This window comes from Variovorax boronicumulans (assembly GCF_009811375.1).
Classification (GTDB): Bacteria; Pseudomonadota; Gammaproteobacteria; order Burkholderiales; family Burkholderiaceae_C; genus Variovorax; species Variovorax boronicumulans.
Genome location: NZ_BKDH01000007.1, coordinates 1 through 20,090, shown reverse-complemented (window position 1 = coordinate 20,090; position 20,090 = coordinate 1). Strand labels below are relative to the sequence as shown.

The 20,090-nt window shown below is 67.6% G+C and carries 30 protein-coding genes; 4 read left to right on the top strand and 26 right to left on the bottom strand.

The genetic code is table 11. From position 1 onward, the window contains the following. Positions 1–4 precede the first annotated feature (4 nt). Positions 5–1,381 carry an efflux transporter outer membrane subunit gene (locus tag VHAB30_RS30190; protein WP_159279628.1) on the top strand — a complete coding sequence of 459 codons (1,377 nt, stop codon included), beginning with the start codon at positions 5–7 and terminating at the stop codon, positions 1,379–1,381. On the opposite strand, the gene VHAB30_RS30185 is transcribed toward VHAB30_RS30190, so the two are convergent. The 10 genes from VHAB30_RS30185 to VHAB30_RS30140 all read right to left on the bottom strand — a co-directional run bounded on the left by VHAB30_RS30185 (position 1,362) and on the right by VHAB30_RS30140 (position 8,714). Further along, positions 1,362–2,762 (bottom strand): sensor histidine kinase, encoded by a 1,401-nt coding sequence (locus VHAB30_RS30185; RefSeq protein ID WP_095950133.1) that lies wholly within the window; start codon positions 2,760–2,762, stop codon positions 1,362–1,364. The two genes, VHAB30_RS30190 and VHAB30_RS30185, sit on opposite strands and share 20 nt — an antisense overlap. Beyond that, positions 2,759–3,457 (bottom strand): response regulator transcription factor, encoded by a 699-nt coding sequence (locus VHAB30_RS30180; protein WP_159279627.1) that lies wholly within the window; start codon positions 3,455–3,457, stop codon positions 2,759–2,761. Before VHAB30_RS30180 ends, VHAB30_RS30185 begins: the two co-directional genes overlap by 4 nt. A 50-nt stretch (positions 3,458–3,507) precedes the next feature. Then, entirely contained in the window at positions 3,508–3,888 is a 381-nt protein-coding gene (locus VHAB30_RS30175) for a hypothetical protein (RefSeq protein WP_235926967.1), read from the bottom strand. Between the two features lie 5 nt (positions 3,889–3,893). Next, on the bottom strand, positions 3,894–4,388 hold the full coding sequence (locus VHAB30_RS30170) for a DUF4260 domain-containing protein (protein ID WP_159279626.1): 495 nt from the start codon (positions 4,386–4,388) through the stop codon (positions 3,894–3,896). Beyond that, positions 4,381–4,845: a Spy/CpxP family protein refolding chaperone gene (locus tag VHAB30_RS30165; protein WP_159279625.1), complete on the bottom strand. Its 465-nt coding sequence runs from the start codon at positions 4,843–4,845 to the stop codon at positions 4,381–4,383. The genes VHAB30_RS30170 and VHAB30_RS30165 overlap by 8 nt, the downstream gene beginning before the upstream one ends. Positions 4,846–4,927: 82 nt before the next feature. Continuing rightward, complete coding sequence (locus tag VHAB30_RS30160) at positions 4,928–5,311, bottom strand: hypothetical protein (RefSeq protein WP_062478905.1); 384 nt, start codon at positions 5,309–5,311, stop codon at positions 4,928–4,930. Positions 5,312–5,479: 168 nt separating this feature from the next. Next, complete coding sequence (ptsP, locus tag VHAB30_RS30155) at positions 5,480–7,285, bottom strand: phosphoenolpyruvate--protein phosphotransferase (protein ID WP_139700413.1); 1,806 nt, start codon at positions 7,283–7,285, stop codon at positions 5,480–5,482. Between the two features lie 10 nt (positions 7,286–7,295). After that, positions 7,296–7,565 carry an HPr family phosphocarrier protein gene (locus tag VHAB30_RS30150; RefSeq protein ID WP_062478901.1) on the bottom strand — a complete coding sequence of 90 codons (270 nt, stop codon included), beginning with the start codon at positions 7,563–7,565 and terminating at the stop codon, positions 7,296–7,298. Beyond that, complete coding sequence (locus tag VHAB30_RS30145) at positions 7,534–7,989, bottom strand: PTS sugar transporter subunit IIA (RefSeq protein WP_062478898.1); 456 nt, start codon at positions 7,987–7,989, stop codon at positions 7,534–7,536. The genes VHAB30_RS30150 and VHAB30_RS30145 overlap by 32 nt, the downstream gene beginning before the upstream one ends. Before the next feature lie 188 nt (positions 7,990–8,177). Further along, positions 8,178–8,714, bottom strand: a complete 537-nt coding sequence (locus VHAB30_RS30140) for a hypothetical protein (protein WP_159274724.1) — start codon at positions 8,712–8,714, stop codon at positions 8,178–8,180. Between the two features lie 102 nt (positions 8,715–8,816). Between VHAB30_RS30140 and VHAB30_RS30135 the strand changes: the two genes are divergently transcribed. Next, complete coding sequence (locus VHAB30_RS30135) at positions 8,817–9,314, top strand: TlpA disulfide reductase family protein (protein WP_101493873.1); 498 nt, start codon at positions 8,817–8,819, stop codon at positions 9,312–9,314. A gap of 138 nt (positions 9,315–9,452) precedes the next feature. On the opposite strand, the gene VHAB30_RS30130 is transcribed toward VHAB30_RS30135, so the two are convergent. Next, a complete protein-coding gene (locus tag VHAB30_RS30130) occupies positions 9,453–9,899 on the bottom strand; it encodes a c-type cytochrome (protein WP_062478890.1) in 447 nt (148 codons plus the stop codon). Positions 9,900–10,059: 160 nt separating this feature from the next. Here VHAB30_RS30130 and VHAB30_RS30125 point away from each other — a divergent pair, with 160 nt between their 5' ends. Both VHAB30_RS30125 and VHAB30_RS30120 read left to right on the top strand, forming a co-directional pair. Next, positions 10,060–10,767 carry a cytochrome b/b6 domain-containing protein gene (locus VHAB30_RS30125; protein WP_062478887.1) on the top strand — a complete coding sequence of 236 codons (708 nt, stop codon included), beginning with the start codon at positions 10,060–10,062 and terminating at the stop codon, positions 10,765–10,767. Then, a complete protein-coding gene (locus VHAB30_RS30120) occupies positions 10,764–11,354 on the top strand; it encodes a GNAT family N-acetyltransferase (protein ID WP_159279624.1) in 591 nt (196 codons plus the stop codon). Before VHAB30_RS30125 ends, VHAB30_RS30120 begins: the two co-directional genes overlap by 4 nt. 109 nt (positions 11,355–11,463) lie before the next feature. Here the strand turns inward: VHAB30_RS30120 and VHAB30_RS30115 are convergent, their stop codons facing one another. The 15 genes from VHAB30_RS30115 to VHAB30_RS30045 all read right to left on the bottom strand — a co-directional run. Next, on the bottom strand, positions 11,464–11,970 hold the full coding sequence (locus tag VHAB30_RS30115) for a peroxiredoxin (protein WP_070061892.1): 507 nt from the start codon (positions 11,968–11,970) through the stop codon (positions 11,464–11,466). An 82-nt stretch (positions 11,971–12,052) separates the two neighbouring features. Further along, positions 12,053–12,322, bottom strand: coding sequence for a 30S ribosomal protein S17 (rpsQ, locus tag VHAB30_RS30110; protein WP_062478880.1), 270 nt, complete (start codon positions 12,320–12,322; stop codon positions 12,053–12,055). 9 nt (positions 12,323–12,331) lie between these two features. Beyond that, complete coding sequence (gene rpmC, locus VHAB30_RS30105) at positions 12,332–12,541, bottom strand: 50S ribosomal protein L29 (protein WP_056577224.1); 210 nt, start codon at positions 12,539–12,541, stop codon at positions 12,332–12,334. Between the two features lie 55 nt (positions 12,542–12,596). Continuing rightward, positions 12,597–13,013 (bottom strand): 50S ribosomal protein L16, encoded by a 417-nt coding sequence (gene rplP / locus VHAB30_RS30100; RefSeq protein WP_007838137.1) that lies wholly within the window; start codon positions 13,011–13,013, stop codon positions 12,597–12,599. Between the two features lie 52 nt (positions 13,014–13,065). Then, positions 13,066–13,977 (bottom strand): 30S ribosomal protein S3, encoded by a 912-nt coding sequence (rpsC, locus tag VHAB30_RS30095; protein WP_062478877.1) that lies wholly within the window; start codon positions 13,975–13,977, stop codon positions 13,066–13,068. Positions 13,978–13,994: 17 nt separating this feature from the next. After that, the gene (gene rplV, locus VHAB30_RS30090; RefSeq protein ID WP_007838134.1) at positions 13,995–14,327 is read right to left on the bottom strand and encodes a 50S ribosomal protein L22; all 333 of its coding nucleotides are present in this window, start codon (positions 14,325–14,327) and stop codon (positions 13,995–13,997) included. Between the two features lie 9 nt (positions 14,328–14,336). Further along, positions 14,337–14,615, bottom strand: a complete 279-nt coding sequence (gene rpsS / locus VHAB30_RS30085) for a 30S ribosomal protein S19 (RefSeq protein WP_062478874.1) — start codon at positions 14,613–14,615, stop codon at positions 14,337–14,339. 10 nt (positions 14,616–14,625) lie between these two features. After that, a complete protein-coding gene (rplB, locus tag VHAB30_RS30080) occupies positions 14,626–15,450 on the bottom strand; it encodes a 50S ribosomal protein L2 (RefSeq protein WP_056576555.1) in 825 nt (274 codons plus the stop codon). 2 nt (positions 15,451–15,452) lie between these two features. Beyond that, positions 15,453–15,788 carry a 50S ribosomal protein L23 gene (gene rplW / locus VHAB30_RS30075; RefSeq protein ID WP_056576559.1) on the bottom strand — a complete coding sequence of 112 codons (336 nt, stop codon included), beginning with the start codon at positions 15,786–15,788 and terminating at the stop codon, positions 15,453–15,455. Further along, positions 15,785–16,405: a 50S ribosomal protein L4 gene (gene rplD / locus VHAB30_RS30070; RefSeq protein WP_062478869.1), complete on the bottom strand. Its 621-nt coding sequence runs from the start codon at positions 16,403–16,405 to the stop codon at positions 15,785–15,787. Before rplD ends, rplW begins: the two co-directional genes overlap by 4 nt. After that, positions 16,405–17,085, bottom strand: coding sequence for a 50S ribosomal protein L3 (gene rplC / locus VHAB30_RS30065; RefSeq protein WP_062478866.1), 681 nt, complete (start codon positions 17,083–17,085; stop codon positions 16,405–16,407). The genes rplD and rplC overlap by 1 nt, the downstream gene beginning before the upstream one ends. 236 nt (positions 17,086–17,321) lie before the next feature. After that, complete coding sequence (locus VHAB30_RS30060; RefSeq protein ID WP_159279623.1) at positions 17,322–17,876, bottom strand: hypothetical protein; 555 nt, start codon at positions 17,874–17,876, stop codon at positions 17,322–17,324. A 17-nt stretch (positions 17,877–17,893) separates the two neighbouring features. Beyond that, positions 17,894–19,480, bottom strand: coding sequence for a hypothetical protein (locus tag VHAB30_RS30055; protein ID WP_159279622.1), 1,587 nt, complete (start codon positions 19,478–19,480; stop codon positions 17,894–17,896). 151 nt (positions 19,481–19,631) lie between these two features. Then, positions 19,632–19,946 carry a 30S ribosomal protein S10 gene (gene rpsJ, locus VHAB30_RS30050; RefSeq protein WP_007838118.1) on the bottom strand — a complete coding sequence of 105 codons (315 nt, stop codon included), beginning with the start codon at positions 19,944–19,946 and terminating at the stop codon, positions 19,632–19,634. 21 nt (positions 19,947–19,967) lie between these two features. Further along, positions 19,968–20,090 (bottom strand): EF-Tu C-terminal domain-related protein (locus tag VHAB30_RS30045; RefSeq protein WP_455342413.1); only part of this gene is annotated, 123 nt, incomplete at its 5' end.

Here is a 20,090-nt window from a genome sequence, read left to right as displayed (position 1 = left end):
TGCCATGACGCGCCTTTTCTTCTCTCCCGCCGCGCTGGCCCTGGCGGCGCTGTTGCTGCTCGCGGGCTGCGCGACGCCATCGGCCGATGCGCCCGCCACTGCAGCCCCCGTCGCAGACCCGTGGTGGGGCGGCTTCGGCAGCACCGAGCTGCCGGCCTTCGTCGCCGCGGTCGATGCCGGCAACCCCGACGGCGATGCCGCCGAAGCGCGTCTGCGCCAGGCCGAGGCGCAGGAGCGCATCACCGGCGCCTCGGCCTGGCCCGAGTTGTCGGCCACCGCCGACGTGCAACGGCAGGGCCGGCTCGGCGGCGATGCGAACGTGAGCGGCAACCGGCGCGCGCTCGGGCTCGATGCGCGTTACGAGGTCGACCTGTGGGGCCGCCTGCGCGCACAGCGCGACAGCACCGGCGCCTCGCGACGCGCCAGTGCCTTCGACCGCGACGCGGTGCGGCTCGCGCTGCGCGCGGGCGCGGGCGCGGCCTGGCTCGAAGCGCTGGGCCTGCGTGAGCGCACGGCCATCGCACGCCGCAGCCTGGACGATGCCGAACGGCTGCTGCAGCTGGTCGAGGCCCGTGCGCGCGCGGGCGCGGCCTCGCCGCTCGAGCTTGCACAGCAGCGCGGCATCGTCGCGTCGCAGCGGCGCACGGCCGCCACGCTGCACCAGCAGTCGCGCGCGGCGGACATCCGCATGGCGCGCTGGCTCGGCCAAGCCGGCAGCGAGGTGCGGATCACGGCCACCAGCCTGCAGCAGCTCACGCTGCCCGCGGTCGACGCCAGCCTGCCGGCCGACCTGCTCGCGCGCCGGCCCGACATCGCACGCGCCGAGGCCGCACTGGCCGCGGCCGATGCCGACGTGGCGGCGGCGCGCGCGGCGATGTTCCCCACGCTCACGCTGAGCGCCGGCCTCGCGGCTGCGGGCCCGCGTTTCGGCACGCTGTTCGACCACCCGGTGTACAGCCTGGCCGCGGCGCTCGCGGCGCCGGTCTTCGACGGCGGCCGGCGCGCCGCGGCGCGCGACCTGTCGGCCGCACGGCGCGAAGAGTTGCTCGCGAACTACCGCGCCGCCACCGTGGCCGCCTTCACCGACGCGCTGACCGCGCTCGAGGCCGTGGCCGCGTTCGACACGCAGCGCGCCGCGCAGGACGAGGAACTGACACAGGCCGAACGCGCGCGCACGCTCGCCGAGTCGCGCTACCGCGCGGGCGCCGAGACCTTGCTCACGCTGCTCGATGCGCAACGCACGCTGTTCGCCGCGCAGGACGCACGCGCGCAGTTGCTGCAGGCGCGGTTGCAGGCGAGCGTGGCGCTGTACCACGCGCTCGGCGGGGGATGGTCCGCCGACGCATCGGCCACCACACGCCTCAGCCGAACCGCACGCTGATCTGCAGGCCGGGGTGCGCGTTGCGCACCGTGAGCCGGCCGCCGTGGGCTTCGGCGATGAGCCGGCACAGGTACATGCCGAGGCCGACACCACCGGTGGCGCGCGCCCGCGCGCCGTCGGTGCGATAGAAGGGCTCGGTCAGGCGTTCGAGCTGCGCGTCGTCCACGCCGGGACCGAAGTCGCGCACTTCCAGCTCGGCACCGCCGTCGGCCGGTGCGCGCAAGCTCACGGTCGGCGGCTGCGGCGCGCCGGCGCTGTAGCGCAGCGCGTTGTCCAGCAGGTTACGCACCATCAGGCGCACGCGCATGCGGTCGACGGGCTGCGGCGCCAAGCCGTCCGCGAGGTCGAGCTGCACCGCCTGCGCGCCGGGCATCTCGGCCACGATCTCGCGCACCAGCGCGGCCAGGTCGACCGGCTCGCGCTGCAGCGCGGCATGCGGACTCGCGAGGCGTTCGCTCTCGAGCAGGTCGCTGATCAGGTCGCGCATCTCGTTGAGGTCGCGCAGCAACGCCTCGCGCTCGGCCTCGCCTTCGGGCGTGGCGGGCAGCAGCTCGGCGTTGAGCCGGGCCCGCGTGAGCGGCGAGCGCAGCTCGTGGCTCAGCGCCAGCAGCAGGCCGCGCTTGGCATCGAGCATGGCCTGGATGTCGCTGGCCATGGTGTTGACGCGCTGCGCGAGGTCGCCCAGGTCGTCGTTGCGGCGGATCGGAATGGGCTGCGTGAACTCGCCGCGGCCGAAGCGCTGCGCGCCCTCGCGGATGTCGATCAGCGGACGCAGCAGCCGGCTCACCAGCGCGTAGGCCACAACCACGAGCAGCAGCAGCACGCACAGCGTGGTCCAGCCCGCCGCGCGCGGCGCGAGCTGCCACAGCCGGGGCGCCCAGCCGAAGATGACCTTGTGCCCGTCGGCCGTGGGGCGCACGAACCAGCGCTCGGTGGAGAACATCGACTCCTCGCGGTCGCGGTCGTAGAACCAGCCGCCGCGCGCGTGCATGTCGTTGCCGGGGTTCGACTCCCAATTCACGCTGGGCCCGGTGATGCGGATCGTGATCGGGAGCCGGTCGACCAGCGCCTGCGCGCGCACCGTGTCGGGCGGCGTGCCGAGTTCTGCGACGAGGCGGTCGGCGTAGTCCATCAGCATCGGCTGCGCAGCCTCGGCCCAGGTGCTGGAGAACGACCGCTTCATGCCGCCCACGAACACCGCCGCCATCACGAGCGCGAGCACCACGAACATCATCACGATGCGCACGCGCACCGAGCTGCGCCAGCGCTGCTGCATGTGCGCGTGCATGCGCGCGTGCCAGTGCCGGCGGCGCTCCTTGCCGGGGCACAGGCCTTCGTTGTCGGCGGGCACGGCGCCTGCACGCCTGCGGGGAAATCTCATGAAGAAGGCTCGCCCGGCGCCACGGCCAGCGCGTAGCCGGCGTTGCGCAGCGTCTTGATGCAGTCGAGCGGCTCGAGCTTCTTGCGCAGCCGGCTCACCACGATGTCGACCGCGCGCGTGAAGAGCTCGGCCTCGTGGCCGCGCAGTCGGTTGAGGATGTCGTCGCGGCTGAACACCTTGCCCGGCTCGCCGGCCAGCAGCGCGAGCAGGTCGAACTCGGTGCCGGTGAGTTCCACGCGCTCGCCGTGGCGCAACACCTGGCGCCGGTCGAGGTCGATCGACAGGCCGTCGAACACGCGCAGTTGCGCATTGGCGGCAACAGCAGCCGGCGCGCTGCGCTGGCGGCGCAGGATGGTCTGCACGCGCGCCACCAGTTCGCGCGGCTCGAAGGGCTTGGGCACGTAGTCGTCGGCGCCGAGTTCGAGGCCGACCACGCGGTCCATCACCTCGCCGCGCGCGGTGAGCATCACGATGGGGATGTCGCTTTCCTTGCGGATCTCGCGGCACAGTTCGAAGCCGTCCATCTCGGGCAGCATGACGTCGAGGATGGCCGCGTCGTAGTGCCCGGCGCGCAGCTTGGCAATGCCCTCGCTCGGGCGCTTGGCGCTGTCGAGCGTGCAGCCGAAACGTGCGAAGTAGGTGGTCAGCGGCGCGGCGAGGTGTTCGTCGTCGTCGATCAGCAGGATGCGCGGCATGGCGGGATTGTGCCTCCTGGCAAAGAGAGCGCGAATGGCAAGGCTTGCAATCAATCCGGCCGGCATCGCACCGTCCAGACCAAGCCGGCGCTGAGGCCGGCGAGCAAGAGCACGTGGTAGACCACGTCGGGCACCGTGCGCGGGCCGATGCCCGCGACGATGGTGCCCAGGCCGACCAGCGTGCCCAGCAGGGCAAAGCCCTGTCCGGCGATCGCCGCCGTGCGGGCATGCGCGGGGCGGCGCCAGGTTTCGAGCGCCGCGAGCACCAGCACGGTGGCGATCACGGCCTCGGCGGTGCGCGCCTGCGGATGCGCGTGGCCGGCCCCGAGCCAGCCGCCGTGCACCGCCGACGCGGCGGCGAGCGTGAACGCCTCGCCCAGCATCACGGTGCGCGCGAGCGCGGGGCGTATCGAGGGACGCGAACGGGCCACGGCACTCACCACGGATCGGCGCGGCCGATGCGGCCGAGGTGGGTGGACGCAAAACCGGTCGCGTACTTCAGGCCGAAGCCCAGCGCATGGTCGAGCCCGACGCGGGCCAGCCAGATCAGGCCGCCGGCCACCGCCCACGGCTGCGCCGCGAACACGCCGAGCGCCAGCAGCAGCACCGGCCCGATCAGCGCGTGCGCCGCGTTGTACAGCGCCGCGCCGACGCGCGGCCCCGCGAGGTAGCCGAGCAGCGAAAGGTCGGGCGCGAACAGCCAGAGCGCGAACACGCCCCAGCCCATGCCGAACTGGGCATAGCCGACCAGCGCCACCGCGAGCACCACCGCGCCTTCGAAGCGCAGCACGGTGCGCACGCCGTCCACGGCCGGCACTACCGCCAGTTCGCGAGACGCCGCGGAACCCACGTGCTGCTGCGGCGCCCGCAGAGCGGGTCGATGCAGCGACACGAAGCGCCCCCAGCCCGGGGGCGAGCCCATTTCAGCCATGACGGTTCCAGCGGCGGCCACCGCGGTCCATGAAGTCACGCACCTTCTGTTGCTGGGCGGGGTTCAGGTGGTCGAAGAAATCGGCCGCGGCGGCGATGACCTCGGGGCTGCCGGTGCGCACCACGGCGGTCTTCTCTTCGATCAGGCGCGCGGCGCCGGCCTGGTCGAGCGTGTTGCCCGCGAACAGGGCCTTGAACTGCGAGCGCGGATCGCCCGAGCCGCCCGCACCGCGCATCGCCTGGCGCTGCGCCTGCAGCTTCTCGGCCAGCACGGTGAGCTTCTGCTTCTGCGCGGCGTCGAGCTCGAGCTTGCTGCCGACGCGCTCGACCATCTTGGCGCGGAACTCGGCGCTGTCGCCGCCCCAGCCGTGGCGATGGCCGGCACAGCCGGCGATGCTGCCGGCGACGACGGCCAGGCCGGCGAATCCGAACAGGGTTCGTTTGATCCAGTGCTTCATGGGGTGCTCCTTCATGCGCCCCTGCGCGGGGCTGCTTCAGTGATGAACGTGGCGACGGCGGCGACGCATGCGCCGTAGTGGCTCAGAGGCGATTGCCGCTGTCGCGCGCGGCGGCGGCACGCGCGTCGACGGGGTTCTGCATCGTCGAGATGACCTTGCTGTTCACGCGCGAGCCGGAGGTCACGTTCTGGTCGGGTGCGGCGGCGGTGCGCACGGCTTCGGCGATGACGCGGGCGCGGTCGGTCGACACGGCCACGGTCTCGGGGCCACGCGAACCGCGCACGACGTTCTGGTCGGGGGCGGCGGCGGCGCGCACGGCTTCAGCGTTGACATCGGCGCGGCTCATGGCCGACACGGGCGCGTGGACGCCCTCGTAGCTTTCAGCCTTGGCGCCGGCGGCGGCGAGCATGGCGAAGGAACCGACAGCGACGAGCTGCGCGAGGGAGAAGGACGACTTGACGATCATGATGCAGGCCTTTCTTTCAGGGGTTGGAAGAGGAGACCTGATGGTGCGCGTCAAGGCGCGGCGAGTCCTTTCACCGCCGTATCGCCATATTTCGGTTTGTTTCGTCCGGCCCGCAACCCACCGTTTTCACGGTGCATCACGAAGACAAAGGTATGCGAAAGCGCGGGCTCAGCCCGCGAGTGCTGCGGCGGGATCGTCCGCGTCGAGCACGCCCTGCGCCCAGGGTTCGAGCTTGCCGGTGTCGGCGCGCAGCACTTCCTGCTTCACGGCCAGGATGCGCGAGGGGTGCATGGAGAAGCTGCGCAGGCCCAGGCCCAGCAGCAGGCGCGTGAACGCGACATCGCCCGCCATCTCGCCGCACACCGACACGCCCTTGCCCTGGCGGCGGCACTCGGTGATGGTGTCGGCCACGAGCTTGAGCACCGCGGGGTGCGCGGGGTCGTAGAGGTGGGCGACGGCCTCGTCGGCACGGTCGATGGCCAGCGTGTACTGGATCAGGTCGTTGGTGCCGATCGACAGGAAGTCGAAGTGCTTCAGGAAGGTCTTGAGCGTGAGCGCGGCGGCCGGGATCTCGATCATGGCGCCGAGCTTGACCGGGCCGTACACCGCGCCGCGGTTGTCGAGTTCGGCGCGCGCGAAGTCGATGAGCGACAGCGTCTGGCGGATCTCGCTGGCGTGCGCGAGCATCGGAATGAGCAGGTGGATCTCGCCGTGCGCCGCCGCGCGCAGGATGGCGCGCAGCTGCGTGAGGAACATCGCCGGATCGGCCAGGCTCCAGCGGATGGCGCGCAGGCCGAGCGCGGGGTTCAGGTGTTCCTGCTTGCTGCCCGACTTGCCGTCCAGCGGCTTGTCGGCGCCCACGTCGATGGTGCGGATGGTGACGGGCATGCCCTGCATGCCCTCAACCGCGCGCTTGTAGGCCTGGTACTGCTCTTCTTCGTCGGGCAGGCGCGTCTGGCGCGCCGAGTTCTCGCGGCCCATGAAGAGAAATTCGCTGCGAAAGAGGCCCACGCCCACGGCGCCGGCCTTGACGGCGCCGGCCGTGTCCTCGGGCATCTCGATGTTGGCCAGCAGGTCGACGCGCTGGCCGTCGAGCGTGACGGCGGGCTTGTGGCGCAGCCGCGCGAGCCGCCCGCGCTCGAGGTCGCCCTGGCGCTGCTTGAAACCGTACTCGGCCAGGATGATCGGCGACGGGTCGACGATCATCACGCCAGCCTCGCCGTCGATGATCACCCAGTCGTCCTGGCGCACCAGCTGGCTCGCGGAACGCGCGCCGACGATGGCCGGGATGTCCATGCTGCGCGCGACGATGGCGGTGTGCGAGGTGCGCCCGCCCACGTCGGTCACGAAGCCCGCGAACACGCTCTTCTTGAACTGCAGCATGTCGGCCGGCGAGAGGTCGTGCGCGATGAGCACCAGCGGCACGTCGAAGCCGTCGCCCGCGGTGGGGTCGTCGTCTTCGTCGTCGTGCGCGGCGGCGGCGCGCTTGCGCCGCGGCGGGCTCGGAGCGAGCACGGCAGCCGTGCCCTTCATGCGATGCAGCATGCGCTCGACCACCTGCTCGAGGTCGGCCTTGCGCTCGCGCAGGTACGGGTCCTCCATCTCGTCGAACTGGCGCGCGATGATCTCGAGCTGCGTGGTCAGCGCCCATTCGGCGTTGTACAGCCGCTCGCTGATCCAGTGCTTCACGCCGCCGCTGAGCACGTCGTCCTGCAGCAGCATCTGGTGCACCTCGAGCAGCGCCGCGAGCTCGTGCGGCGCGTCGTTGGGGCCCATCTGCGCCACGCTGGCCTGCAGCTTGGTGAGCTCGTCGGCCACCGCGTTGCGCGCGGTGCGCACGCGGTCGATCTCGGTCTCGATCTCCTCGGGCTTGATGAAGTAGTGCGCCACGTCGATGCGGCTGGACACCACCAGCACCGCGCGGCCGATGGCAATGCCACGGGCGACCGGGAGACCGTGGACTGCGAAGGTCATGCGCGGGTCCTTATTCGCCTTCGCCGAACTTGTCGTCCATCAGTTGGACGATGGCGTTCATGGCTTCATCTTCCTGCGGGCCGTTGGTTTCGAGCTCGACGGTCACGCCGAGGCCGGCGGCCAGCATCATGACGCCCATGATGCTCTTGGCGTTGATGCGGCGGTCGCCGCGCGACAGCCACACCTCGCAGGGGAAGCTGCCGGCGAGCTTGGTCAGCTTGGCCGACGCGCGTGCGTGCAGGCCCAGCTTATTGCTGATGGTCACGGATTTCTTGATCACTGTGCTTTCTTTTCGCCTGGTTCTGGGGAGCCGCCACCGCCACCTGCATCACGCCGGCGGTGCCGCCCGCGAGGGCCCGCTGCACCAGGGTGTCGAGCGGTTCGTGGCGGTAGGTGACGGCGCGCAGCAGCATCGGCAGGTTGACACCGGCCACGAGCCGCGAGCGCACGCCGTCCACCAGCTTCTGCGCGACGTTGCAGGGCGTGGCGCCGAACACGTCGGCCAGCACCAGCACCTGCGAGCGCGGGGCATGCAACTGCTGCGCGAGCGTGATGCGCGCGGCGGCCAGCGTTTCCTCGGGCGACACGTTGGGCAGCACGTCGAGGGCCACGACCGCCTGTTCGCAGTCGGGGAACACATGCAGCGCGCACTGCCGCAGCGCCTGTGCGAACGGGGAGTGGGCAATGATGAGGATGCTGTTCATGCGGCTCGGAGGACGACGCGTCGATTATGCGGGGGCGCCCAAAGGAAGTAGAGACATCGAGGACACAACGCGGCAGCCGGGGAAGGCGGCCATGGCGGGCGCGTGACCGGGGGGTCGATTCGCGCGGCGGCAACAGCTATGAAAACGATAGCTGGCCCGCGCATCGCGGCCCGCCGGCCGGCCCTCGCTCATGGCAGGCGCAGGCCCTCGAAGAAGGTCTTGGTCGCCTCGGGCGAGGACGGGCGGCCGAGCACGGTGGCCTGGTAGAGCGACACGCTGCCGTCTTTCTGCGACTGCGCGAACCAGAGCACCTGGACCGGCGCCACGCCCTGCTGCGCCGATTGCCCGTCGAGCCGCCACGGTGCGGGAACGGCCGTGGCGCGCGGCAAGGTGGCCGGCCCCTGGATCACCTGCGCGACGCCCAGCTGGCCGTGCGTGGCCGTGCGCCAGGCCGTGAGCCAGGCCTCGGCCTGCGCCGGGCTGGTCGCGGCGGCATGGGCCACGGCGAAGGTCGCGCCGCCGGCTTCGCAGCCGGTCATGTCGACCTGCACCGACTCGGCACCCAGCGGCACCGCGCGCTGGGCGCGGTCGGCCTTGCAGGGCAGCAGCGCGACCAGGCCGGCGTCGGCGATCGGCACTTCGCGCCAGTTGAAGGTGGGGCTGCAGGCGCCCAGCGCGGCGGCCAGGGCCAGCACGGGCCAGGAGGGGGAAGGAAGCGAGGGCATCGGAGGACGATTATCGAGCGGCCTTCGGGGAATGAAGCGCGTGCGCCGGCGCGTTCCGGCACGCGGAACTAAAATCGCGCCGCCTCTCTCATTCAGGTGCCCATGAAAAAATACATCGCTGCCGCCGCCGTCGTGATCGCCCTGGCCGCCGGCGTGGGCGTGTATCTCGGTTCGGGCAGCACGGCCGCTCCGGCCTCGACCTTCGTGCTGCTCGACGGCACCACCAAGAGCACGGCCGACCTGAAGGGCAAGGTCACGCTGGTCAACTTCTGGGCCACGAGCTGCGTGACCTGCGTGGCCGAGATGCCCAAGGTGATCTCGACCTACGACAAGTACAAGGCCAAGGGCTACGACACGCTGGCGGTGGCCATGAGCTACGACCCGCCGAGCTACGTCGTCAACTTCGCCGAAACCCGCAAGCTGCCGTTCAAGGTGGCGATCGACAACACCGGCAGCGTGGCGCAGGCCTGGGGCGACGTGAAGCTCACGCCGACCACCTTCATCGTCAACAAGAAGGGCGAGATCGTGAAGCGCTACGTGGGCGAGCCCGACTTTGCCGAGCTGCACAAGCTGATCGAAAAGCTCCTGGCGGAAGCTTGACTCGCCCCCAGGCTGCGCGCACTTCGAACCCCCTACCGGGGGCGATACCAGCGGCCCGGCAAAGCCGGTTCCGCGGTATCCCTGGAACGAAAAAGGCGCTCCTTGCGGAGCGCCTTTTTCATTGCGAAAGCCCGCGGCTTACTGGTTGCGGAAGCTGTCGTGGCAGGCCTTGCAGCTCGCGCCGGTCGGGCCGAACTGGGCCTTGAGGGCGTCGATGTTGCCGGCCTTGGCGGCAACCACCAGCTTGCCGGTCTCGGCGATCACCTTGTCCTGGTGTTCCTTGAACTTCGCGGCTTCCTTCCAGACTTCGGGCTTGGCCTTGCCGCCTTCGGTACCGGCGCCGAAGCCGGCCCAGGGCAGCTTGGCCATGTCGGCGACGATCTCGGCGTTGGCGGCAGCGGCGGCAGCGTCGTAGGGCGCCCGGCCGTTGGCCATGGCGCCGAGGCGGCCGAAGTGCTGGGCCATCACGAACAGCGCGCTCTGGCGGTACTTGATGGCATCTTCGGGCTTGGCAAACTGTGCCGCGGCGGGCAGGGACATCGCAGCGCAGGCGGCTGCAAGGGCGAACGAAGCAAAACGGGTCATCGTGGGTCCTTGTGTGGGGGTTTGGGCACCGTCGAACGCGGTGCTGCAGGCAGTGTAGGGGCTGCCCGTGTCGGGCGCATAGCAACAACCCGGTGGAAGGACCGGGCCGGACTTTGCTAATCTGCGCCTTCCGCAGCCTCGCGCCCCGGCGCCTTTTTCGATGACCGACACCCTTTCGGTGGCCCGCACACGCGTCTGGGACCTGCCGACCCGCCTCTTTCACTGGGCGCTCGCCTTCGCCGTGATCGGCCTGATCGTGACGGGCCTGAACGGCATCATGGAATGGCATTTCCGCCTCGGCTACACCGTGCTGGCGCTGCTGCTGTTCCGGCTGATCTGGGGGGTCGTGGGGGGGCGCTGGTCGCGCTTCGCGGCCTTCATCTATGCGCCGGGTTCGGTCATTGCCTACCTGCGCGGCAAGTCGCACCCCGACCACCTGATCGGCCACACGCCGCTGGGCGCGCTGTCGGTGTTCGCGGTGCTGGCGCTGTTGATCCTGCAGGTCGCCACCGGGCTGATGGCCGACGACGAGATTTCCGCCTCCGGGCCGCTGACCCGCTTCGTGTCGGGCGCGATGGTGAGCCTGGCGACGGGCTGGCACAAGGCGCAGGGCAAGTGGATCGTGATCGCCCTGGTGAGCCTGCATGTGCTGGCGGTGCTGTTCTATGTGCTGGTCAAGCGGCACCGGCTGGTCGGGCCGATGCTGTCGGGCGACAAGCTGGTGGTCGCGGGCGCGGCCTCCAACGGGAACGGCAATGGCAACGGCGTGGCACCGAGCCGCGACGATGCGGTGTCGCGTACGCTGGCGCTGGTGCTGTTCGCGCTGTGCGCGGGCGTGGCGTTCTGGGTGGCTTCGTTGCGCGTATGAGCGGCTTTTCCGTCTCCCGCCCGCTGCCGCTGTCGGACACACCGGCTGTGGTGCTGCTCACGCCCGACGAACCGCACGAAGTCGACGCCGTGCGCGCCATCTTCCGCGACTACGCGGGCTCGCTGGCCATCGACCTCGACTTCCAGGACTTCGACGGCGAGCTGGCCGGACTGCCCGGCGAGTACGCCGAGCCGCGCGGCACCTTGCTGCTGGCGCTGGTCGATCCCGCCCACGTGAACGAAGACGCCGGCCGCGCCGCGCCCACGCTGAAGCGCGCCGACGGCACGATCGCCCACGTGGCGGGCTGCTGCGCGCTGCGCCCGATCGACAGCACGGACTACGCGAACGCGGCGGAAATGAAACGGCTGTATGTGCGCCCCGGGTTCCGGGGGCTCGGGCTCGGCCGGCAGCTGGCCGAGGCCATCCTCGATGCGGCCCGCAGCGCAGGCTATGCCTGCGTGCTGCTCGACACCCTCGACGACATGGAGTCGGCGCGCGCCCTCTACGAAGACCTGGGCTTCGCGGAGGTGCCGCCCTACTATCACAACCCCGTCGCCGGGGCTCACTACCTCAAAGTAGAGCTCTAGGCTCGCCCCCAGGCTGCGCGCACTTCGTGTCGCTTCTCCAACCCCCTACCGGGGGCGGGCCGGCCGCTTCGGGCGGCCGTGCGCGGCGGCCCCCACGAAAGATCCGGGTTCAGCCGCGGGCTTGTGCGAGAAGCGTGTCGGCGTCGCTCACTTCGAACTTGCCCGGGCCTTCGACGTTCAGCGTCGCGACCTTGCCGTCCTTCACGAGCATCGAGTAGCGGTTGCTGCGCAGGCCCATGCCGCGGCCGGTCAGGTCGAGCGTGAGGCCGGTGGCCTTCGCGAAGTCCGCGCTGCCGTCGGCCAGCATGCGCACCTTGGCGCCGGTCTTCTGGTCGCGCGCCCAGGCGCCCATCACGAACGCGTCGTTCACGCTCACGCACCAGATCTCGTCCACACCGGCGGCCTTGAAGTCGTCGAAGTGCTGCACGTAGCCCGGCACATGCTTGGCCGAGCAGGTGGGCGTGAAGGCGCCCGGCAATGCGAACAGCGCGATGGTCTTGCCCGCGGTGGCCTTGGTCACGTCGACCGGGTTCGGGCCGATGCTGCAGCCCTCGCCCTCCACTTCGGAATATTCCTGCAGGGTGGCCGAAGGAAGGGTGTCGCCGACTTTGATCATGTGAATTGCTCCTGAAAAAGAAAACGGCCCACATTGTGGGCCGTTTCCGGATGGGTTGCCTCGAGGGCGACCGAGTGCCTGATCAGACCAGGACGGCCTTCTCGACCAGACGGGTCACGACCCAGTTCTTGGTCTTCGAGATCGGGCGGCTTTCCGTGATCTCGATGGTGTCGCCGAGGTGGTACTCGCCCTTTTCGTCATGGGCGTGGTACTTGCTCGTCTTGGCCACGATCTTGCCGTAGAGCTCGTGCTTCACACGGCGCTCGACCAGCACGGTCACGGTCTTGGCACGCTTGTCGCTGACCACCTTGCCGATCAAGGTGCGCTTGAGGGATTTTTTAGCTTCCGTCATGTTCACTCCTTACTTGGCGGCTTGGGTCTCTTGCTCTTTCTGAGCAAGAATGGTCTTGGCGCGAGCGATGTCGCGACGCGTCACGCGCAGCGTCGTGGTGTTCGACAGCTGTTGCGTGGCCTTCTGCATGCGCAGGCCGAAGTGGGCCTTCTGCAGATCCTTGATTTCGGCTTGCAGGCCTGCGACGTCCTTCGTGCGCAGGGTTGCGGCCTTCGTCACCTTGGCCGAAGCCGCGGTTTCTTTCTTCTTACGTGTTGCCATGGATGTTCTCCTCTCAGGCGCCGAGCTGGCGAGCGACGAACGTCGTGCGCAGCGGAAGCTTGGCGGCGGCCAGGCGGAACGCTTCGCGGGCGAGTTCTTCGGGCACGCCGACGATCTCGAACACGATCTTGCCAGGCTGGATTTCAGCGACGTAGTACTCGGGGTTGCCCTTACCGTTACCCATCCGCACTTCAGCGGGCTTGGTAGAGATCGGCTTGTCCGGGAACACGCGGATCCAGATACGGCCACCGCGCTTCACGTGACGCGAAATCGCGCGACGAGCGGCTTCGATCTGGCGCGCCGTGAGGCGACCGCGGTCGGTGCATTTGAGACCGAAGTCACCGAACGCAACCGAGTTACCCGTGGTTGCGATGCCGGTGTTGCGGCCCTTTTGTTCCTTGCGGAACTTTCTGCGTGCAGGTTGCAGCATGTTTTGTTACTCCGTGAGGGCCCCAGGCACTTGCGTGCCCGGGAGCGACCGATTACTCGGTCTTGGCACCGTCCGCTGCTGCAGCGGGCGCGGCTTTGCGGACGCGCTTAACGGCGGGTTTCGAGTCTGCACCGGCACCGCCGGTTGCTTCTGCGGGCTTGTCGCTGCCATCGGCCGGAGCGGTGTTGCCACCGATCGGACCACGGGCACCGGCACGGGGGCCGGGACCACGACGGTCGCCACCCGGACGGTCGCCAGGGCGACCATCACGGCGGGGACCACGCGGGCGGCGCTCTTCGTCCGGACGCGGCGTTTCGACGGCCGGCAGGTCGTTGCGACCCAGCGTGTCGCCCTTGTAGACCCAGACCTTGACGCCGATGACGCCGTAGGTGGTCTTGGCTTCCGAGGTGCCGTAGTCGATGTCGGCGCGCAGGGTGTGAAGCGGCACGCGGCCTTCGCGGTACCACTCGGTACGTGCGATTTCGATGCCGTTTAGGCGGCCAGCCGACATGATCTTGATGCCCAGGGCACCCAGACGCATGGCGTTCTGCATGGCGCGCTTCATGGCGCGGCGGAACATGATCCGCTTTTCGAGCTGCTGCGTGATGCTGTCGGCGATCAGCTGCGCATCGATTTCGGGCTTGCGCACTTCTTCGATGTTGACCGCAACCGGCACGCCGAGCTGCTTGCCCAGTTCGCGCTTGAGGTTCTCGATGTCTTCGCCCTTCTTGCCGATCACGACGCCCGGACGAGCCGAGTAGATCGTGATGCGTGCGTTCTTGGCGGGACGCTCGATCATGACGCGCGACACCGAAGCGTTCTTCAGCTTCTTCTTCAGGTATTCGCGAACCTTGATGTCTTCGGCCAGCATGCCCGCGAAATCGCGGTCGCTTGCGTACCAACGGCTGGACCAGTTACGGGTGACCGCAAGGCGGAACCCGGTTGGGTGGATTTTCTGTCCCATATTTCTTCCAGGCCTTCTTAGTTGCCAACCGTCACGTACACATGGCACGTGGGCTTGCTGATGCGATTGCCGCGACCCTTGGCGCGCGCCGTGAAGCGCTTGAGCGTTGCACCTTGCTCGACGTAGATGGTCTTGACCTTCAGCTCGTCGATGTCGGCACCGTCGTTGTGCTCGGCGTTGGCAATCGCCGACTCGAGCACCTTCTTGATGATCACAGCGGCCTTCTTCTGCGTGAATTGCAGAACGTTGAGCGCTTGATCGACCTTCTTGCCGCGGATCAGGTCCGCGACCAGACGGCCCTTGTCGACCGACAGGCGGACACCGCGGAGGACTGCACGTGTTTCAGACATGGTCGTTCCTTACTTCTTCTGGACTTTTTTGTCCGCGGGGTGCCCCTTGAACGTGCGCGTGAGCGCAAATTCGCCGAGCTTGTGGCCGACCATCTGGTCGGTGATGTACACGGGCACGTGTTGCTTGCCGTTGTGCACAGCGATGGTCAGACCGATGAACTCGGGCAGAACCATCGAGCGGCGCGACCAGGTCTTGATCGGCTTCTTGTCCTTGTTCGTCACGGCCTTGTCGGCCTTGGCCACGAGGTGGTGGTCGACGAAAGGACCCTTTTTGAGAGAGCGAGTCATTGGCTATCCCTTACTTCTTGCGACGCGACACGATGAAGACCTGCGTGCGCTTGTTGTTACGGGTGCGATAGCCCTTGGTCAGATTGCCCCACGGGTCGACAGGATGGCGGCCTTCGCCAGTCTTGCCTTCGCCACCACCGTGCGGGTGGTCGACCGGGTTCATCACCACGCCGCGAACGGTCGGGCGAATACCCATGTGACGCTTCACACCGGCCTTGCCGAGCTGGCGCAGGCTGTGTTCTTCGTTGGCCACTTCACCGATGGTCGCGCGGCATTCGATGTGAATGCGACGGACTTCGCCCGAACGCATGCGGACCTGGGCGTAGACGCCTTCACGGGCCAGCAGCGTGGCCGAGGTACCGGCCGAACGTGCGATCTGCGCGCCCTTGCCGGGTTGCAGTTCGATGCAGTGGATCGTCGAACCCACGGGGATGTTGCGGATCGGCAGGGTGTTGCCGGCGCGGATCGGGGCTTCGGCGCCCGACATCAGGGTTGCACCGGCTTCCAGACCGCGCGGGGCGATGATGTAGCGGCGCTCGCCGTCGGCGTAGCAGACCAGAGCGATGTGGGCGGTGCGGTTCGGGTCGTACTCGATGCGTTCGACCTTGGCCGGGATGCCGTCCTTGTTGCGCACGAAGTCGACAATGCGGTAGTGGTGCTTGGCACCACCGCCACGATGGCGGATCGTGATGTGACCGTTGTTGTTACGGCCGGCCTTCTGGAACTGGGGTTCCAGCAGGGCTGCGTGAGGCGCACCCTTGTGCAGGTGGTCACGCGAAATCTTCACCGCGCCGCGTTGGCCCGGCGAAGTGGGTTTCATCTTGATGACGGCCATGATTAAGCGCCTTCCCCGACGAGGTTGAGCTCTTGACCGGCCTTCAGCGTCACATAAGCCTTGCGCACGTTGTCGCGGCGGCCGATGGACTTGCCAAAGCGCTTGGTCTTGCCCTTGGTGTTGAGCACCGACACACCCTGGACTTCGACCTTGAACATCAGTTCAACAGCGGCCTTGATCTCGGGCTTGGTGGCGTCTTGCAGCACCTTGAAAGTGACAGCGTTCGACTTCTCGCCGACCATCGTGGCCTTTTCGGACACGATCGGTGCGACCAGCACGTTCATGAGACGGCCTTCGTCGAACTTACGTTGTGCAGGGGTGGGGTTCACGCGGCTCATGCGAACATCTCCTTGAGCTTGTCGACGGCACCCTTGGTGACCAGCACCTTCTTGTAGTGAACCAGCGACACCGGATCGGCGTAACGGGGTTCGACCACGAGGATGTTGACCAGATTGCGCGAGGCAAGGTACAGGTTTTCGTCGACTTCTTCGGCGATCACGAGCACGGACTCGAGATTCATTGCCTTGAAACGGGCTGCCAGCGGCTTCGTCTTGGGCGAATCCACGGTCAGCGAATCGACCACGGCCAGACGGCCTTCGCGAGCGAGCTGCGAGAAGATGGAGGCCATGCCGGCGCGGTACATCTTCTTGTTGATCTTCTGCGAGAAGTTTTCGTCAGGCATGTTCGGGAAGATCCGGCCGCCTCCGCGCCACAGGGGCGAGGACGTCATACCGGCGCGGGCGCGGCCCGTTCCCTTTTGCTTGAAAGGCTTCTTGGTCGAGTGCTTGACCTGTTCGCGGTCCTTCTGGGCGCGCGTGCCTTGACGGGCGTTGGCCTGGAATGCAACGACGATCTGGTGGACCAGGTCTTCGTTGTAGTCACGGCCGAACACGGTCTCGGGGGCGTCGTACTTCGACGCGGCCTGGCCTTGTTCGTTCAGGAGTTCGAGTTGCATTACTTCGCTCCTTCAGCCGCTTGCGGCTTGGCCTTGATGGCGGGACGCACGGTGACGAAGCCACCCTTCGAACCCGGGATCGCGCCCTTGATGAGCAGCAGCTGACGTGCTTCGTCGATGCGGAACACGTCGAGGTTTTGCGTCGTGCGGGTGACGTCGCCGAGGTGGCCCGTCATGCGCTTGCCGGGGAACACGCGACCGGGGTCTTGTGCCATGCCGATCGAGCCGGGCACGTTGTGCGAACGGCTGTTACCGTGCGACGCGCGCTGCGAGCTCATGTTGTGACGCTTGATCGTGCCGGCGTAGCCCTTGCCGATGGTCGTGCCTTGCACGTCCACCTTCTGGCCCACGGAGAACACGCTGCTTGCCGCGATCACGCCGCCAGCCTTGTGCTGACCTGCGGTATCGGCGGTGACGCGGAATTCCTGGATGATTTCACCAGCTTCGACACCTGCCTTGGCAAGGTGGCCGGCTTGGGGCTTGGTCACGCGCGATGCTTTGCGCGAACCGAACGTCACCTGCAGGGCGACGTAGCCATCGGTCTCTTGGGACTTGATCTGGGTCACACGGTTGTTGGACACATCCACCACCGTGACAGGAACTGCGTCCCCGTCATCGGTGAAGAGACGCATCATCCCCACCTTGCGGCCCAGCAACCCGAGGGAGTTGCTCAGACTCATTTGTTTTCTCCAAAAATGGAAGACTTCCTTCGCCGCTGCCACTTCAATTGGCGACAGCGTTTGGCTGGTTTCCCGGCCTGCGAGAGAAGGTTGATAAATCTCTGCCAGAACGGCGACCGAACGGACGCAACAAGGGCAGAGCCAGAGATTATAGCCCGCAGTCGAACCGGGGCGCAAGTGGCCCTTTCCGGTCCGGATTCAGGGGCTTCCGGCCCCGTTTCGGGTGGCTTTCGGGCCTATTTCGCGGGCAGCGAGATGATGTTGTCGCCGCCTGGCAGCGACTTGATCTCGCCGTTGGCCTTCATGGCGGGCGCCGCCGCGCCGGTCTGGATCGGGATGGAAATGGCACTGGTCCGACCAGCCTGCTTGATGAACACATTCAGGTAGGCCAGACCGTCACCCTGGCTGATCACCGTGACGGAAGTGTCGGAGCGCTGTCCCGGCGGCAGGCTCAGCGACGCGCTGCCGGACAGCGTCAAGCCCGCATCGACCGTCAGCGTCACGCTGGCGCCCGCGGGGTCGCTGACGCCGTCGAACTGAAGAACGACGACCGTCGGCTTGCCGGCCTGAGGCGCGCCGTCCAGCCGGTACTGCAGCTTGACGCCGGAGTCATTGGGTTTTCTCGATGCGGTCACCCAGGGGGTGGCGGAGCCCTTCAGGCCTGCAGGCGACAACTTCGCGGTGGTGCGCGTCGGCGGCATCCCGTCAGCCAGGGCGCAGGCCGAGAGCGCGGACAGTGCAAGTCCCGCCGTCAGTGCGGCAGCCAGAGAGAGGCGAGTGTTCAGGATCATCGCGAGCCTTCCCTTCCTTATTGAACGAGCACGGTGAGGCACACCGGCGTAGCAGAGGAGCTCGTCATTGCGGCATCCCGCACCGCCAGAACGTACTCACCCGCGCTCAGGCTGACCCGGCTGCCCGATCGGGCGATCTCTCCACCCCGGAAGACGTCGAAGTCCGGCACCGCGGCGTTCCCGACCGTGACCTGGTAGTCCCGGTTCGCCGGCGCGGTGAAACGCAGGTAGGCAATGTTGCCGAGCTTGTTGCCCGTGCCCGCCACGCTGGAGACACAGACGTTGTTGACCACCGCACCAACAGCCAAGGCCCGGTACATCGGCAGCACGCCGGGCACGCTGGGCAACCCGCCGTCGTTCGATTCGCCCGCACCGAATGCATCGCTGGAGGTGATGTTCTGCGCGGTCAGCAGGCTGTTCAGCGCCGAGGCGTTGCCAGGCGACGTCGCATTGAACGCGGCGGCGAAAGCGTGAATCGACGTGACCGGCGCGCCGCTTCGGAACTGGAAGCCGGTCAAGGTGTCGTGGATGGGCTTGAAGCCGGCCTGCCGGTTGAGGTTCCACAGGATGGCCTGGACAGATGACTCGCGGGACCAGCCGGGATTGCTTGTAGGACCACGCGAGAGATCCAACGGGCTGCCCCCCCTTTGCTGCGGCAGCTTTGAGTCGACATAGTTGCTTCGCTCCAGGGCAATGCCTGACCACGCATTACCCCAACCCTCGGAGAAAGCAAGTCGCCGATCGAGACGATCGTCCATCGAATGCCCGCCTCCGATCGAGTCATCTCGACTGAAGGCCGATTGGTAGTAGTGCCCCCATTCGTGCGCGATCACCGGCGCATCGAACTCGTCGGTGTCCACATCCTCCTTGCCCAGCACGTAGATCTGCCGACCGTTGCTTCCGCTGTTGAAGAAGAAGGTCGTGCCAATCTGCCCCGCCGAAAGATTGATTCCGTCCGACGGCGCGTTGTTGACGCTCCAGAAAACCTTCAACGAAGGAAACGCCGAAGCCGGCGCCACCGACAGCACCTTCTGCATGGAGGTGTAGACCGTATCGAGCACGGCGAACGGCGCCGCGACCCGCGTCCCGCTGTAGCGCGAACCATCCCAGCCGCTGTCCGCACGCAGGTCGCGCGTCAATGCCACGCTTCCCGAAGAAAAGCTCGCCGACTGCATCGAGTACAGCGCATCGCTGCGCGTGTTGTCGCGCACCGTGACATCCCAGGTCGCCCCCGGGCCAGTCCGGGTCAGCTGGGCCCGGACGCGCACGGTGATGTTCGTGTTCGCCGGCACCGAGACCGCGTAATTGCCACCGTCATCCGTGGTGGTCAACGCGAGCTGCGCCGATGTGGTGGCATCGAGCACCTCTACCGTGGCGCCGCGCACGGGCTTGGCTGTGGTGTTCGCGTACAGGAGGGGCCCGCTGTTGTTCGGCACCGAGTCGTAAGTGGCTTTCCCGCTCAGGGTGACCGGGTTCAGCACGATCGGCAGGCCGATGGGAAACCCACCGCCGCCTCCGCCACCACCACCTCCCCCACCGCAACCTGCCAGCAATGCCGCCGCGATGCACGCCGCACCGAATGCAAAAGAGAACTTCTGGCTCATCACGTGTGCTGCCCTCGTTTCAGCCCCGGCGCACTGCGTCCCGCAGGCCGGTGCGCGAGGATGCCACACTTGAGAAACAAACGTGAAGCACAAAAAAGCCCGCCTGCATTTCTGCAGGCGGGCTGTGCTCGGAATGCGACGCGAGGTCGAATTACTGCAGCTTGATCTCGACGTCGACGCCGGCCGGCAGGTCGAGCTTCATCAGCGCGTCCACGGTCTTGTCGGTGGGGTCGACGATGTCCATCAGGCGCTGGTGCGTACGGATTTCCAGCTGGTCGCGCGACGTCTTGTTGACGTGCGGCGAACGCAGGATGTCGAAACGCTTCATGCGGGTCGGCAGGGGCACCGGGCCCTTGACGATCGCGCCGGTGCGCTTGGCGGTGTCCACGATTTCAGCGGCCGACTGGTCGATCAGCTTGTAGTCGAATGCCTTCAGGCGGATGCGGATCTTTTGCTTGGTAGCCATGGTGATTCCTTTGCGTCCGGCTTAGATGTCGAGGATCTTGGCCACGACGCCCGAACCCACGGTACGGCCGCCTTCACGGATGGCGAAGCGCAGGCCTTCTTCCATCGCGATCGGGTTGATCAGCTTCACGGTGATGCTGACGTT